The organism is Pantoea sp. PvP021 (assembly GCF_054056055.1).
In genome coordinates this window covers 39,352-53,807 of record NZ_JBSRXX010000003.1, presented here as the reverse complement: position 1 = coordinate 53,807, position 14,456 = coordinate 39,352, and the positions used below count along the sequence as shown (strand labels likewise).

General features: G+C 55.5%; 12 protein-coding genes and 3 tRNA genes. 3 read left to right on the top strand and 12 right to left on the bottom strand.

What is annotated here, in order from left to right; genetic code table 11:
• Window positions 1-2: 2 nt before the first annotated feature.
• From hflK to nnr, 8 genes are all read right to left on the bottom strand, one after another.
• The gene (gene hflK / locus ACVKSX_RS11840) at window positions 3-1,241 is read right to left on the bottom strand and encodes an FtsH protease activity modulator HflK (protein ID WP_033769798.1); all 1,239 of its coding nucleotides are present in this window, start codon (window positions 1,239-1,241) and stop codon (window positions 3-5) included.
• 227 nt (window positions 1,242-1,468) lie between these two features.
• Window positions 1,469-2,749 (bottom strand): ribosome rescue GTPase HflX, encoded by a 1,281-nt coding sequence (gene hflX, locus ACVKSX_RS11835; RefSeq protein ID WP_010256119.1) that lies wholly within the window; start codon window positions 2,747-2,749, stop codon window positions 1,469-1,471.
• Between the two features lie 72 nt (window positions 2,750-2,821).
• Complete coding sequence (hfq, locus tag ACVKSX_RS11830) at window positions 2,822-3,133, bottom strand: RNA chaperone Hfq (RefSeq protein ID WP_010256116.1); 312 nt, start codon at window positions 3,131-3,133, stop codon at window positions 2,822-2,824.
• Window positions 3,134-3,236: 103 nt separating this feature from the next.
• Entirely contained in the window at window positions 3,237-4,187 is a 951-nt protein-coding gene (miaA, locus tag ACVKSX_RS11825) for a tRNA (adenosine(37)-N6)-dimethylallyltransferase MiaA (RefSeq protein WP_010256112.1), read from the bottom strand.
• Window positions 4,180-6,045, bottom strand: a complete 1,866-nt coding sequence (mutL, locus tag ACVKSX_RS11820) for a DNA mismatch repair endonuclease MutL (RefSeq protein ID WP_033785557.1) — start codon at window positions 6,043-6,045, stop codon at window positions 4,180-4,182. The genes miaA and mutL overlap by 8 nt, the downstream gene beginning before the upstream one ends.
• Window positions 6,046-6,091: 46 nt before the next feature.
• Window positions 6,092-7,762, bottom strand: a complete 1,671-nt coding sequence (amiB, locus tag ACVKSX_RS11815) for an N-acetylmuramoyl-L-alanine amidase AmiB (protein WP_064690026.1) — start codon at window positions 7,760-7,762, stop codon at window positions 6,092-6,094.
• Window positions 7,759-8,235: a tRNA (adenosine(37)-N6)-threonylcarbamoyltransferase complex ATPase subunit type 1 TsaE gene (gene tsaE / locus ACVKSX_RS11810; RefSeq protein ID WP_064690027.1), complete on the bottom strand. Its 477-nt coding sequence runs from the start codon at window positions 8,233-8,235 to the stop codon at window positions 7,759-7,761. The genes amiB and tsaE overlap by 4 nt, the downstream gene beginning before the upstream one ends.
• A complete protein-coding gene (gene nnr, locus ACVKSX_RS11805) occupies window positions 8,232-9,752 on the bottom strand; it encodes a bifunctional ADP-dependent NAD(P)H-hydrate dehydratase/NAD(P)H-hydrate epimerase (RefSeq protein ID WP_313925696.1) in 1,521 nt (506 codons plus the stop codon). The genes tsaE and nnr overlap by 4 nt, the downstream gene beginning before the upstream one ends.
• Here nnr and queG point away from each other — a divergent pair.
• Window positions 9,751-10,890, top strand: coding sequence for a tRNA epoxyqueuosine(34) reductase QueG (gene queG / locus ACVKSX_RS11800; protein WP_010256097.1), 1,140 nt, complete (start codon window positions 9,751-9,753; stop codon window positions 10,888-10,890). The two genes, nnr and queG, sit on opposite strands and share 2 nt — an antisense overlap.
• A gap of 350 nt (window positions 10,891-11,240) precedes the next feature.
• On the opposite strand, the gene ACVKSX_RS11795 is transcribed toward queG, so the two are convergent.
• The 4 genes from ACVKSX_RS11795 to orn form a co-directional block, all read right to left on the bottom strand.
• Window positions 11,241-11,316, bottom strand: a tRNA-Gly gene (locus ACVKSX_RS11795).
• A gap of 25 nt (window positions 11,317-11,341) precedes the next feature.
• A tRNA-Gly gene (locus tag ACVKSX_RS11790) sits at window positions 11,342-11,417 on the bottom strand.
• 28 nt (window positions 11,418-11,445) lie between these two features.
• Window positions 11,446-11,521, bottom strand: a tRNA-Gly gene (locus ACVKSX_RS11785).
• A 154-nt stretch (window positions 11,522-11,675) separates the two neighbouring features.
• Entirely contained in the window at window positions 11,676-12,224 is a 549-nt protein-coding gene (gene orn, locus ACVKSX_RS11780; RefSeq protein ID WP_010256094.1) for an oligoribonuclease, read from the bottom strand.
• A 101-nt stretch (window positions 12,225-12,325) separates the two neighbouring features.
• Between orn and rsgA the strand changes: the two genes are divergently transcribed.
• Both rsgA and asd read left to right on the top strand, forming a co-directional pair.
• Window positions 12,326-13,375 carry a small ribosomal subunit biogenesis GTPase RsgA gene (gene rsgA, locus ACVKSX_RS11775; protein ID WP_010256092.1) on the top strand — a complete coding sequence of 350 codons (1,050 nt, stop codon included), beginning with the start codon at window positions 12,326-12,328 and terminating at the stop codon, window positions 13,373-13,375.
• Window positions 13,376-13,546: 171 nt separating this feature from the next.
• Complete coding sequence (asd, locus tag ACVKSX_RS11770) at window positions 13,547-14,446, top strand: archaetidylserine decarboxylase (protein WP_010256089.1); 900 nt, start codon at window positions 13,547-13,549, stop codon at window positions 14,444-14,446.
• The last annotated feature ends 10 nt before the right edge of the window (window positions 14,447-14,456 follow it).

Here is a 14,456-nt window from a genome sequence, read left to right as displayed (position 1 = left end):
GATTACTCTCTCCCTTCGCGCTGGCTGTCGCTGCGCTGAGCATTTGCCCGACGCTGATCCATGATATTGTCCGGACTGTATGACGACGTTTCATTGCGGCTGGCACTGCTATCGGAGCGCGCAGGCAGCGAAGAACCATTCGCGCCTTTCTGACCATTCTGGCCCGATGAAGTCTGACCGCCACGCATCAGTTGATCCAGCGGCAGCACCATCAGGTTATTACTCCGATCGTTAACCAGTACTTTGCGGGTATGGCTCAGCACACGTTCCATGGTCTCGATATAGAGGCGCTCTTTGGTGATTTCGGGTGCAGCTTTATACTCAGGCAGGATCTTGGCGAAACGCGCCACCTCACCCTGCGCTTCCAGAACGGTACGCTCTTTGTAAGCGCGTGCCTCTTCCAGAATACGTTGCGCCTGGCCGTTAGCACGAGGCTGAACTTCGTTGGCGTAAGCTTCGGCTTCGCGAACGTATTGCTCGCGGTTTTCGCGTGCGGCAATCGCGTCATCAAATGCAGACTTCACCTCTTCCGGCGGACGTGCAGCCTGGAAGTTGACGTCCAGCACCGCGATCCCCATGTTATAAGGGCGAATCGTCTCGTCGATTTCACGCTGGGTATCGCTACGCACCACGGTACGACCTTCGGTCAGGATGCGGTCCATGGTAGAGCGACCAATCACGCCGCGCAGTGCGCTGTCGGTAGCCTGACGCAGGCTGTCGTCCGCGCTGGTCACAGCATAAAGATAACGTTCCGGATCGGTCACGCGGTACTGCACGTTCATCTCCACGCGTACCACGTTCTCATCCGAAGTCAGCATGACGCCAGAAGCAGCCAGTTCGCGCACCGATTCAACGTTAACCGCACGCACCTGATCAACGAATGTCGGCTTCCAGTTCAGGCCGGGTTCGACCAGATGGCTGAATTTACCGAAGCGCGTCACCACGCCACGTTCCGCTTCTTTGATGGTGTAGAAACCGCTTGCAGCCCAGATGACTACAGCAGCAACAGCCACGATACCAACAATTTTGCCACCGCTGCCGGAGCCGCGCTGACCGTTGTCGTTCTGTTTGCCACCGCCCAGTCCACCAAGCTTCTTGCTCAGCTTACGGAAGATATCATCCAGATCAGGAGGCCCGGATTCCCGTCCTCCCTTATTCCCCCCAGAGTTGCCGCCTTGATTATTGCTGCTTCCCCACGGGTCGCGGTCCTGTCCGTTATTTCCGGGCTGATTCCACGCCATGTTTCTACTCCATTTATTGTAATTACGATTTTTACCCTTCAGCTTTCGGATTGCAGCGGTGTTGGCTGCCTTCGCTCACCCTGGTCACTTACCTGCGTAAGCTCCCGGGGATTCACTCAGTTGCCGCCTTGCTGAAATCCAAAATACTCGGGTAACGCCAGCGTATTCGGGTCTGCAACGAAAGTGCGACAATCTTCAATTTTTAAGGTAAATGCGTTTGGGCAATATCAAACAATGTAACTGGTCAGCGACGGTTCCTGCTTACATAAACGCATCCACTCAATAATGGGCATACGTATCTGCAATCCTACACTGCCGTCTTCTTCATTCCACTCTTTCTCAATCGCCTGCAGCTGATAGAAACGGCTGCGAAGTCGCCCCGCTTCCGGTGGCAGACGTAATGCGTGCTGGGCTATTTCACCCGCCAGACGCTCAGACAGCGCCTGCCATAGCAACGGAATGCCTGCGCCTGTCTGGGCGGAAAGCCAGACGCGGATTGGCAGGTTTTCTTCGTTACGATCGATACGCGGTTCGAATCCGTCGAGCATATCGATTTTATTCATCACCAGTAACGTCGGGATTTCGTCCGCTTCAATCTCTTCCAGTACGGCATCGACGGCGGCGATATTTTCCGTGACGCGAAGGTCAGCCCCATCAATCACGTGCATTAACAGCGTCGCCTGACGTGTCTCCTGCAGCGTGGCTTTAAAAGCGGCAACCAGGTCGTGAGGAAGATGGCGAATAAAGCCTACCGTGTCCGCCAGTACCACGTCCCCGACATCAGCAACATTCAGACGGCGCAGTGTGGGGTCGAGCGTCGCAAACAGCTGGTCTGCGGCAAAGACATTGGCGGAGGTCATGGCGTTAAAGAGGGTCGACTTGCCGGCGTTGGTGTAACCCACCAGCGAAACCGTTGGCACATCCGCTTTGGCGCGTGACTGACGTCCCTGCTCACGCTGTTTTTCAACTCGCTCAAGACGAGACAAAATCTGACTGATACGGCCGCGCAACAGCCGGCGGTCCGTTTCTAACTGCGTTTCACCCGGGCCACGTAAACCAATCCCGCCTTTCTGGCGTTCAAGGTGGGTCCAGCCGCGCACCAGACGTGTCGCAAGATGGCGCAGCTGTGCCAGCTCAACCTGCAATTTACCTTCGTGGGTACGTGCGCGTTGGGCAAAGATATCCAGAATTAAACCGGTGCGATCAATGACCCGGCATTCGCACAGGCGCTCGAGGTTTCTTTCCTGAGCGGGCGTAAGGGCATGATCGAATAATACGACCGATGCTCCTGTTGTTTTTACCGCATCGGCAATTTCAACGGCCTTTCCTTCACCGACAAAATACTTGGGGTGTGGCGCTTTGCGGCTGCCAGTAACCACTTGCAGCGCCTCAACGCCAGCAGAAGAGACCAGGGTTTCAAACTCCTGCAAATCTTCTACTTCTTTGTCTTGGGAGAACCAGATGTGTACCAGTACGGCCTGCTCACCGGCTTCATAACGGTCAAACAAGCTATAACCTCGCTAAATAAAAGACCAGGACGGAAAACCGCTGTTCTCCGTTCCTGGCTGTACGGTGACGCGTTATTCTGCGTTATCACCGTCTTGTTGTGGCTGTGGCTGCGCAGTTGTGTTGCTGCCGCCATGATGGTAATTGTTGCTGCCGCCACCGGTATTATTGCTATGGTGAGAAACCGGGCGTGAAGGAACAACGGTAGAAATGGCGTGCTTATACACCATCTGACTCACCGTGTTTTTCAACAAAATGACGAACTGATCAAATGACTCAATCTGACCCTGCAACTTAATACCGTTAACCAGATAAATCGAAACCGGAACACGTTCACGACGCAGTGCGTTCAAAAACGGGTCTTGTAATGATTGCCCCTTAGCCATTCTATCTTTTCCTTATATGCTTGTTGTTTGTTGCAAGTAGAACCTATGGTTCTGAAAAAACTGCGTAAAAATTTGCGCACGATAACCCATCAATTGTACACAATCACCCATGCTTCGCACTAAGAACCTGTAACACTGTATCACGCGCCAGCCGGGGCTCGTCACTGTCAAGCCAGTGAACATTTTCCCAACCGCGTAACCAGGTCATCTGTCGCTTAGCAAGCTGCCGGGTTGCGCAAATTCCCCGATAAACCATCTCGCTGTAATCGATTTCGCCCGATAAATAAGACCACATCTGACGATAGCCAACACAACGAATGGAAGGCATGTCCGTATGCAAATCACCTCGTGCAAAAAGGGCCCGAGACTCCGCTTCAAATCCTGACGCCAACATCTGCTCAAAACGCAACGCGATGCGCTGGTGCAGCAATTCACGGCTCGCGGGGGCGATGGCAAACTGTTGCACGTCGTAGGGTAACGCTTCACCGGATGTTTTTGTCAGTTCCGTTAAAGTTTTACCCGAAATAAAAAAAACTTCCAGTGCTCGCGAAAGTCTCTGCGGATCATTCGGATGAATACGACTGCCGGCAACCGGGTCGATTTCACACAGCTGGCGGTGTAAAGCTTCCCAGCCTTTTTCACGCGCCGTTTGCTCTATCCGCTGACGAACGTCGGGATCGGCCGAGGGCAACGGCGACAATCCTTCAAGTAACGCCTTGAAGTAGAGCATGGTTCCACCAACAAGCAACGGTATTCGTCCGGCTTCAACGATATCCGCCATTTCTGCTAAAGCATCCCGCCGGAACTCCGCTGCCGAATAGGCTTCAGCGGGATCGCGAATGTCGAGCAGACGATGGGGTGCCACTGCTAACTCCTCAGCCGACGGTTTCGCCGTACCAATATCCATCTGACGATAGATTAAGGCAGAGTCTACGCTGATTAGTTCCACTGGTAACCGCTTACGCAATTCAATTGCTAAAGCAGTCTTGCCAGAAGCCGTGGGTCCCATCAAAAAAATAGCCTTTGGCCGGCCAGCCTGGTTTAATTCACTCATGCTTCAACGCGTTGATCGCGCTCTCAATCTCTATGGGCTGTAATAAGCCTGAAGGCGGCGATTTCAGCAGCTGTGGGCAAAGCCGTTCAAGCTCTGCCAGCAGGTTGATCGCCTGTGAGTGATTCCAGTCGGAGGACTCTGTATCCTGACGCCGCGCCAGCCACTGGGCCAGTTGCGTCGCAGAGATCTCCTGCTGCCGGGCGAGATAGCCTAACAGCTCAGGAATCAAGATTTGTAAATTTTGTGTTCGTAACGGTAAAGGCACCGCGCGTAAGGTCACGTGGTCACCTTCGGGCTGAAGATCAATACCCATCTGATTGAGCAGGCTGCTCTTTTCTTTTGCGGCCTGCCGTTCATCCAGGGCGATTTTGAGCCGCACCGGAATCAGCAGGGGTTGCGGTTTAAGCCCTTCCTCACCCGGTTCAAGCTGCGCCTGTTTCAGCCAGCGCGCCGCGACCGGCAGCGCCATCAGCATTAACTTCTGATCCTGCTCCAGCAGCGCATAATGGTTTTGCAACACGGTCAGTACCCGGCCAAAGCTCTGGGCATGCGCGGCCAGCGGCGAGGGTTTTTCGGCCGGACGCGGTGCCGGTTCACGGTTTTTTGGCGGCGGCGTGGCGCTGACAGGCGTTTTCAGCAACTGCTGATAAACCGCGCCTTCACGCTGACGATACACGTTCTCTTTGTTTTGCCAGGCCGGCGCCGCTGCGGGCGGTGTTTGCCGCGTGGAGGCTGAAGATTGATTCTCGCTGGCGGGGGCTGAAGGCTGCGCAAAATGATTCCCTCCCGCCGCCTGACGGTTTTCCGGCTGCCAGCGCGGTGCGGCTTCTTCTGCCTGCAGCGCAGGCAAAATGGGTGACGCTATCGCCTGTAATGCGCTGACCACGCCCTGATAAATAAAATCATGCACCAGGCGTGACTGATGAAAACGCACTTCATGCTTGGCCGGGTGAACGTTGACATCCACCTGATGCGGATCGATCTCCAGATAGAGCACATAAGCGGGCTGCTGGTCATCCTGGAGCTGGGTCTGGAAAGCCTGGCGGATAGCGTGATTAATCAGCTTGTCGCGCATCATCCGGCCATTGACGTAGCAATATTGTAACTCGGTGACCTGGCGCGAACCGGCGGGATCGGCGACCCAGCCGCGCAGCGAGAGATCATCATGCTGCCAGTCAATTCGCAGCGCATGCTGAATAAACGTGGTGCCGCAGATAGCCGCCAGTCGCCGTTCGCGCTGGCTCTCCTCGCTGACCGCCCGATACTGACGCATCATTTTGCCGTTGTGGCTCAGTGAAAGCGCGACATCAAAACGCGCCAGTGCAATACGACGGATCACTTCGTCGATATGACCGAACTCGGTTTTCTCTGTGCGCATAAATTTGCGGCGCGCCGGGGTGTTATAAAACAGATCCAGCACTTCGAGCGTGGTCCCACACGGATGCGCAGCCGGTTTAACCGTTACCGTCATATCACGCCCTTCCGCATAGGCCTGCCAGGCTTCGGTTTGATCGGCGGTACGTGAGGTTAAGGTCAGGCGGGAGACAGAACTGATACTGGCGAGCGCTTCACCGCGAAAACCCAGGCTCATGATCGCTTCCAGATCATCCAGTGAGGCGATTTTACTGGTGGCGTGTCGGGCCAGCGCCATCGACAGCTCGCTTTTCACGATGCCGCAGCCGTTGTCACGGATGCGGATAAGCTTTGCGCCACCCTTTTCAATATCAACGTCAATGCGCGTTGCACCAGCATCCAGGCTGTTCTCCACCAGCTCTTTTACAACCGATGCAGGACGTTCAACCACTTCACCCGCCGCAATCTGGTTTGCAAGTTGGGGCGGTAAAATTTGTATCGGCATGGTTTTCCTTTTAGCTGGCCGCCCGGCGCAGCGGCCGGGCAAACAATCAGGATGCAGGGATTTTCAGGTTCTGCCCCAACATGACGTTGGTCGATTTCAGATTATTGGTCTGCATTATCGCTTTCGGGCTGACGCCATAATGTGCGGCAATGCCGGTCAGTGAATCACCCACGACCACTTTATGACGCACAACGCCGCGTGGCGTGGCGCGCGTGGTACGGCTGGCGGCCGCACTGGCCGGCACTTTCAACCGCTGTCCGACCCATACCACATCCCGCTTCAGGGTGTTCATCTCACGCAGGGTCGCCATGCTGACGCCATACTTCGCGGCAATCCCGGAAAGTGTCTCACCGCGCGTTACCGTATGGCGCTGAGTTACGCCGGTATATTGCGTCACCCCGGTCGCCGGGTTGCTGGCGACGTTAACCGCTGGCGACGAGCCCAGCGGCCGGTTTTCCTCCTTTGGGATGGATTGCAGCGGGTGCGCCAGGAAATAAGTGCGCAGACCTTTATAGATCGACTGCGCAATCTTATCCTGGTGTGCGCTACTGCCAAGCAGTCGCTCCTCCGAGGAATTACTGATAAAGCCGGTTTCCACCAGCAAAGAAGGAATATCGGGTGAACGCAGCACGCCAAGACTGGCATGCTCAGGCAGACGTTTATGCAGCGACGTCACGCTGCGCATCTGCTGCAACACTTTCTGGGCGATGTCATAACCGACCCGCTGCGAGTGACCGAATTGCAGGTCAAGTACCGCCTGGCTGAGGTAGGGGTCGGCCTGACTGTTAGCCAGCAGGTCACCTGCGCCGCCCAGCAGCTCAGACTGTTTCTCTTTCTGCTCCAGCCAGTTAGCCATCTCGTTATTGGCCCGGCGGTTTGATAATACCCAGACCGATGCACCGGTCGCCGCATGGCTCGGCGCGGCGTCAGCATGAATTGAAACCAGCACGTTGGCGTTGGCTTTACGCGCCACGTCGGAGCGGCCCATAACCGAGATAAAATAGTCGCCATCACGCGTCAGGACGCCTTTAAACATCGGATCGTTATTCAGCAACACCCGCAGTTTACGTGCAATTGCGATTGTGACGTTCTTCTCTTTCAGTCCGCGCTGCCCGATAGCGCCGGGATCCTGACCGCCATGTCCGGCATCAATCGCCACAATCACGGTATCATTCTGGCTGACGGCCCGGCCAGGACTCACGGTGCTGGCTGTGCTGGTCACGGACGTCACCGGATTCGAATTAAAGGGGTTCGCCGCTGCGGCACTCTGGGTGGGCACGCGCGTCGGGGCCGTTACCGGCGCAGGCACACTGCGCGTAACAGCAGTTGGCTTACCGGTAATGGTGAAGACCACGCTGTAGCTGTTGCCATTGCGCTGGGTGACCGCCCGGGTTTTACCCGCCTGCGTCAGCTCAAACACCAGCCGCACGCTCTGTTTATCTTTCGGGGTGCTGGTGCGAATTCGCTTTACGATGTTTTCGCCGCTGAAATTTAACGGCAGCCCCTGAACCACGCCGCTCTGGCGCACATCAAGCACCACACGGTCAGGATTGCGCAGCGGGAAGAAGCCATAGACAGGCTGTCCGGCAAAGTTCAGGGTGATGGTTGCCTGGCTGTCGCCATTAGCGACTTTGATATCCGACAGGGTGGCGGCAAACAGGGGTGTACAGACCAGCAGCAACAGTGTCACCAGCGCTATTTTCATCCGTGACATCATGCCTGATCCCTGCCCTGACCAAATTGTTCAAGCCATTGCTGGCCCGACGAGGATTGTGCCGTCAGTTCCGCTTCACGCGCCTCGCCCACGTAACGCAGCGTTAGCATGAGATCGGGCGGCGGCAGAAAACCGGCGCCCTGCTGCGGCCATTCAACCAGGCAGATAGCATCGCCGCTGAAATAGTCGCGGATGCCCATGAATTCAAGCTCTTCAGGATCGGCAAGACGATAGAGGTCGAAGTGATAAAGTGTGCGGTCGTCCAGCGTGTAAGGCTCAACCAGCGTGTAAGTAGGGCTTTTGACGTTGCCCTGATGGCCCAGCGCCTGCAGAAAGCCGCGGCTGAAGGTGGTTTTACCCGCCCCCAGATCGCCATAGAGATAAATCACTGCCGCGCTGCCACAGGCGCGCGCCAGCTGAGCGCCCAAACTGAGCGTAGCCGCCTCATCGGGCAAAGAGATAACACAGGTCTTCATGCTTCTTTATTCATCTCAGGATTAACAAACTGCCACAGCAGATCCAGTAAATCAGTTGCCAGCATACCGCGCGTACCACGTTCCGCAGCGACCGCATCGGCCGCGGCACCATGTGCAACGCAGCCGGCGCAGGCCGCATCAAACAGCGTCAGTTTCTGGCCCACCAGCGAGGCGATGATTCCACTCAGGAGATCGCCCATACCGCCGGAGGCCATTCCGGCATTGCCCACGTCAGCAAAGGCCATTTCACCCTGCTCGCTGGCAATCAGCGTACCGGCGCCTTTCAGTACCACTACGCCACCATAACGCTGCGCCAATGTCTGCGCTGCATGTAAGCGGTCACTCTCAATTTCACTGGTCTCGGTATTAAGCAAACGCGCCGCTTCTCCAGGATGCGGCGTAATAATGCGATTCTGACGTTTCTCCGCACTGATTGCCAGCAGGTTAAGTGCATCCGCGTCCCAAAGCATCGGCTTTTCACTGCTCGCGACCTGCTTCAGCGCCCGCTTTCCCCAGTCGCGCTGACCCAGACCGGGCCCTATCGCAATGACATCGGCCCACTCCAGCGCCTCCGTCAGGCGCTCATCGGTCAGTTCATCGACCATAATTTCGGGCCGGGCGGTCAGGATCGGAATAATATTATCTTTGTGAGTAAGTACTCGCACTAACCCACTACCGCTGCGCAACGCCGCTTCTGCCGTCATCCGCACCGCGCCAGCGGTACCGGCATCGCCCCCCACTACCAGCAGCCGGCCATGACTGCCCTTGTGCGAGGTTGGTTTGCGCGGCTTGAGCCAGCGGGTTAATGCGCTGGCATCATAACGCGCGATGGGAGCTACTTCGCCCGCCAGAAAAGCGGCCAGGCCGAGATCGGCATAGTAAAGCTCTCCAATGTAATCTCGCGCTTTGCCAGTGATCTGGCCCGGTTTAAGAGCGACCACACTCAGCGTATGGCTGGCATTGATTACCTCACCGGGCGCGGTGCCATTGCGGGCTGATAAGCCGGAAGGCATATCAATGGCCAGTTTCGGCGCCGCATGGGCGTTCGCCTGCTGGATCAGCGTGGCATAGGGTTCTTCGGGCGCACGATGACTGCCGGTTCCCAGCAGCGCATCCACAATCACATCGATCTGCTCTGGCCAGACCGCATCGGCCGCATGAATTTCACCGCCCGCATCCAGCCACGCGTCACGTGCACGCTGCGCCTCTTCAGGCAACGCTTTTTTACTTTCGCACGCCAGCAGCGTAACGGTTTTGCCCGCCGCCTGTCCCAGTCGCGCCAGCACATAACTATCGCCACCGTTGTTGCCGTGACCACACAGAATCAGCCAGTGGCTGGCCTCTGGCCAGTGCGCAGTCAGATGCTCGTAAGCGGCCTGTCCGGCACGCAGCATCAGCTCATACAGCGTAATGCCGAGCGCATCGGCCCCCTGTTGCTCAAGCTGGGCCACAGCCTGCGCAGGCCAGACAGAATATGGTAAACTGCGGCTGTTTTTCTTCGAATCCTGGTTACTCATGTCATACCCTCTCGATCTTCATCAATTCGCACAACAGATTAAACAGTGGGGATTGGATCTCGGCTTTCAGCAGGTCGGCATCACCGATACCGATCTCAGTGCGGAAGAGCCGCGCCTGCAGGCGTGGCTGGATAAGCAGTATCATGGCGAGATGGAGTGGATGGCGCGACACGGCATGATGCGGGCGCGTCCTCATGAACTGCTGCCCGGCACGCTGCGCGTTATCAGCGTTCGCATGAACTACCTTCCGGCCAAAGCCGCCTTTGCCAGCACGTTGAAAAATCCCCAGCTGGGCTATGTCAGCCGTTATGCATTAGGTCGTGATTACCACAAAGTATTGCGCAATCGACTGAAAAAGCTCGGAGAAATGATCCAGCAGCATTGTGGCGAGCTTAATTTTCGCCCGTTTGTGGATTCGGCCCCGCTGCTTGAGCGGCCGCTGGCCGCCAAAGCGGGACTCGGCTGGACCGGCAAACATTCGCTGATACTGAATCGGGAAGCAGGTTCATGGTTTTTCCTCGGGGAACTGCTGATCGATATTCCGCTGCCGATAGATACACCTCAGCAGGAGCAGTGTGGCCGCTGTGTCGCCTGCATGACTATCTGCCCCACCAGCGCGATCGTTGAGCCCTACGTCGTGGATGCCAGGCGCTGTATTTCCTATCTCACCATTGAGCTGGAAGGCGCGATCCCGGAAGAATTTCGCCCGCTGATGGGCAACCGGATATATGGCTGTGATGACTGCCAGCTGATCTGTCCGTGGAATCGCTATGGACAACTCAGTGACGAAAGCGACTTTTCACCGCGAGCGGCGCTACACGCCCCTGAGCTGATCGATCTGTTTCAATGGGATGAAGCGAAGTTTTTACGCATCACTGAAGGCTCAGCGATTCGCCGCATTGGTCATTTACGCTGGCTGCGTAATATTGCAGTGGCGCTGGGTAACGCGCCCTGGTCGCCCGAAATCGTTCAGGTACTGGAACAACGACTCGGTGAAAGTGACCTGCTGGATGAACATATTCTGTGGGCAATCACGCAGCAGCAGCAGAAACGCGAGCAACTCGTGGTTGAAGTGCAACCTGCCCAGCAGAAGCGCCTGGTTCGTGCAGTAGAGAAGGGTTTACCGCGTGATGCGTGATTGAACAGCTTGATCGCGAATTATCGTTTTCCACATGCTGTGAATAAAAATAAAAAGCTGTTGTCATTCAACTGCAACAACGCTGATTTTGCTGTTTAATAACAAATTGAAATATTTTCATAATGATAAATATCAACAACTTATATAAAAGTTGTGTTTATTTAATAATGAGGCTATCGCTTCGGTTAACCTGCAAGGTTGTGGATAACTCTGTTCAAAAGCCATTTACAGATCGCCGTAACAGGCGCAGATGATGGGGTGCAGTGCTGTGGATAACCTTCATGAAACAATCAAAATCACGCGACGTAAAACAGTCGGATAACGGACTGAAATGAGGGTGATGTTAAATCTGGAGCGGGAAACGAGACTCGAACTCGCGACCCCGACCTTGGCAAGGTCGTGCTCTACCAACTGAGCTATTCCCGCATAGAAGGGCACTGCTAAATAAAACTGGAGCGGGAAACGAGACTCGAACTCGCGACCCCGACCTTGGCAAGGTCGTGCTCTACCAACTGAGCTATTCCCGCAAAGAGGGTACTGCTTACATTTTAAAACTGGAGCGGGAAACGAGACTCGAACTCGCGACCCCGACCTTGGCAAGGTCGTGCTCTACCAACTGAGCTATTCCCGCGCCTTGTACCGTTAATAAATTCTTCACCGGTACGGGGTGCGCATTATACGAGAAATCGTTGCTGCTGCAAGCGTCTGAAAGCAAAAATTTTCTCTTTCAGCGCGTTTGCTGATTAAATCAGCAACCTGGTGATTTCATGCGCACCCGTCGCCGATTAAAGCTGCAAAAAGTGTTCGCGGTAGTACGCCAGCTCCGCCACGGACTCACGGATATCATCCAGAGCCTGGTGCGTCCCCCCTTTTTTGAAGCCAGGAAGGATATCGGGTTTCCAGCGACGAGCCAGCTCTTTCAGGGTACTGACATCCAGATAACGATAGTGGAAATACGCTTCCAGCTCAGGCATGTACTTAAACAGGAAACGACGATCCTGCCCGATGCTGTTGCCGCAGATAGGCGAGGTGTTCGCCGGAACCCACTGTTTCAGGAACTCAATGGTCGCCAGCTCTGCTGCGCGATCGTCAATCTGACTCTCCTTCACCCGCGCAACCAGACCGCTGTTGGTATGAGTGCGGACATTCCACTCATCCATCAGCGCCAGCTGCGCATCGGACTGATGAACGGCCATGACCGGCCCTTCCGCCAGAATGTTCAGGTTGGCATCAGTCACCAGGGTCGCAATTTCAATAATGCGATCGTGCGTCGGATCAAGTCCGGTCATCTCAAGATCAATCCAGATCAGATTCTGTTCATTTCCAGTAGCCATGCTGTTTCCTGCGGTTGCTGTAGTCGTCATTTACGATGAATAAGGTGTATCATAGACGTTTTGCCCAGCCGGGCGAAATCTGGCTAACGCTGTGAGGGTGAGTGAGTAAAAATAAACTGTCGAAGGGCCAACAACGCCGCGTAAGCGCTAACCACGATCGCCGTCTCAACCAACGCAGAGAGCGTCCGGAAGCGGATGACAACCTGTTTGGTGAAGCTGCAGATGGGGTCGTTGTCAGCCGTTTTGGCATGCACGCTGATGTTGAGGATAGCGCAGGCGTCGCCCACCGCTGCAATATCCGCCGAACCATTCGTTCGCTGGTCACCGGCGACCGGGTGCTGTGGCGTCCGGCAACCAGCGGCAACAAAGGTATTGTTGAAGCGGTGCATGAGCGCACCAGCGTATTAACCCGCCCCGATTTTTACGACGGCGTGAAGCCGATGGCGGCGAATATCGACCAGATCATCGTCGTCTCCGCAATCCTGCCTGAACTGTCGTTAAACATCATCGACCGCTATCTGGTTGCCAGCGAAACGCTGGATATTGAACCGTTGCTGGTACTGAACAAAACCGATCTGCTGGATGACAAGGCGCGCGCCTTTGTCGATAAGCAGATGGATATCTATCGCAATATTGGCTATCGCGTGGTGATGGTCTCCAGCCGGGCGAAAAACGGCATGGACGACCTGAAAGCGGCGCTGACCGACCGCATCAGTATCTTTGCCGGTCAGTCTGGCGTCGGCAAATCGAGTCTGCTGAATGCCCTGCTCGGCTTCGACAAAGAAGAGCAGGTCGCTATTCTGACTAACGAGGTTTCGGATGGCTCAGGCTTAGGCCAGCACACCACCACCGCATCGCGCCTTTATCACTTCCCGGACGGCGGCGATGTGATCGATTCACCTGGCGTGCGTGAGTTCGGTTTATGGCATCTTGAGCCGGAACAAATTACCCGCGGATTTGTCGAATTCCGCGCATTCCTTGGCGATTGCAAATTCCGCGATTGTAAACACGGCAGCGATCCCGGCTGTGCCATTCGCGAAGCGGTCGAACAGGGCAAAATCAACAGGTCCCGTTTTGATAACTACCACCGTATCCTGGAGAGCATGGCGCAGGTAAAAACGCGTAAAAATTTCCCTGATGGTGAAAGTTAATCGGTATAACCGCGTCTGAACGGATAAGCCGGGGCATTTTGCGAGGTGCATTCCAGTCGCGCGTCCAGACCGTGCAGCGTGCCGGAATTCGGGTATAGTCGCCATCTGAACGGGGCGCTGCTACAATCCGCCCCCTTTTTTACAACGTCATAAAATAGCCAGGAGGCTAAGGTGTTTGATCGTTTAAAACTCGGCTTGAATCATATTCTCCCGAAGAAATGGCTGACTGAACTTGCCGGTTGGGGCGCCAGTCGCCGCGGTGGTTGGTTGACCAAACTGGTCATTGACATCTTTGTCTGGTTTTACAAAGTCGACATGGCGGAAGCGCGTAAGCCCGATACCGCCAGCTATCGCACCTTTAATGACTTTTTCGTTCGTCCGCTGAAAGACGATGCGCGTCCGGTGGATGCCGATGCCAATCTCATCGCCCTGCCCGCGGATGGCGCTATCAGCCAGCTCGGCCACATTGATGGCGATCAGATTTTCCAGGCTAAAGGTCATCACTACACCATCGACGCCCTGCTGGCAGGTGATGAGCGGATGGCGGCACAATTTGTTGATGGCGAGTTCGTCACCACCTATCTGGCGCCCCGCGATTATCACCGCGTCCATATGCCGTGCAACGGCATCCTGCGTGAGATGATTTATGTGCCTGGCGACCTCTACTCCGTCAACCCGCTGACCGCGCGTAATATTCCCAACCTGTTCGCCCGTAACGAGCGCGTCATCTGCTACTTCGAAACCGATATCGGGCCGATGGTGCAGATCCTGGTGGGTGCCACCATTGTCGGCAGCATCGAAACCGTCTGGGCTGGCACCATCACGCCACCGCGTGAAGGCGTGATCAAGCGCTGGCACTATCCGGCAGCGGATGATGAAAGCGCCGTGGTGCTGTTGAAAGGCCAGGAAATGGGCCGCTTCAAGCTTGGCTCTACCGTCATCAATCTGTTCGCACCTGGCCGCGTCAAACTGGCTGAAAGCCTGGAAGCAGAAAGCAAAACCCGTCTGGGTCAACCGCTGGCGATTGCGCTGCCGGTCGCGACAGACATTTCCGACGTCATCGTCGATTAAATTGAGTGTC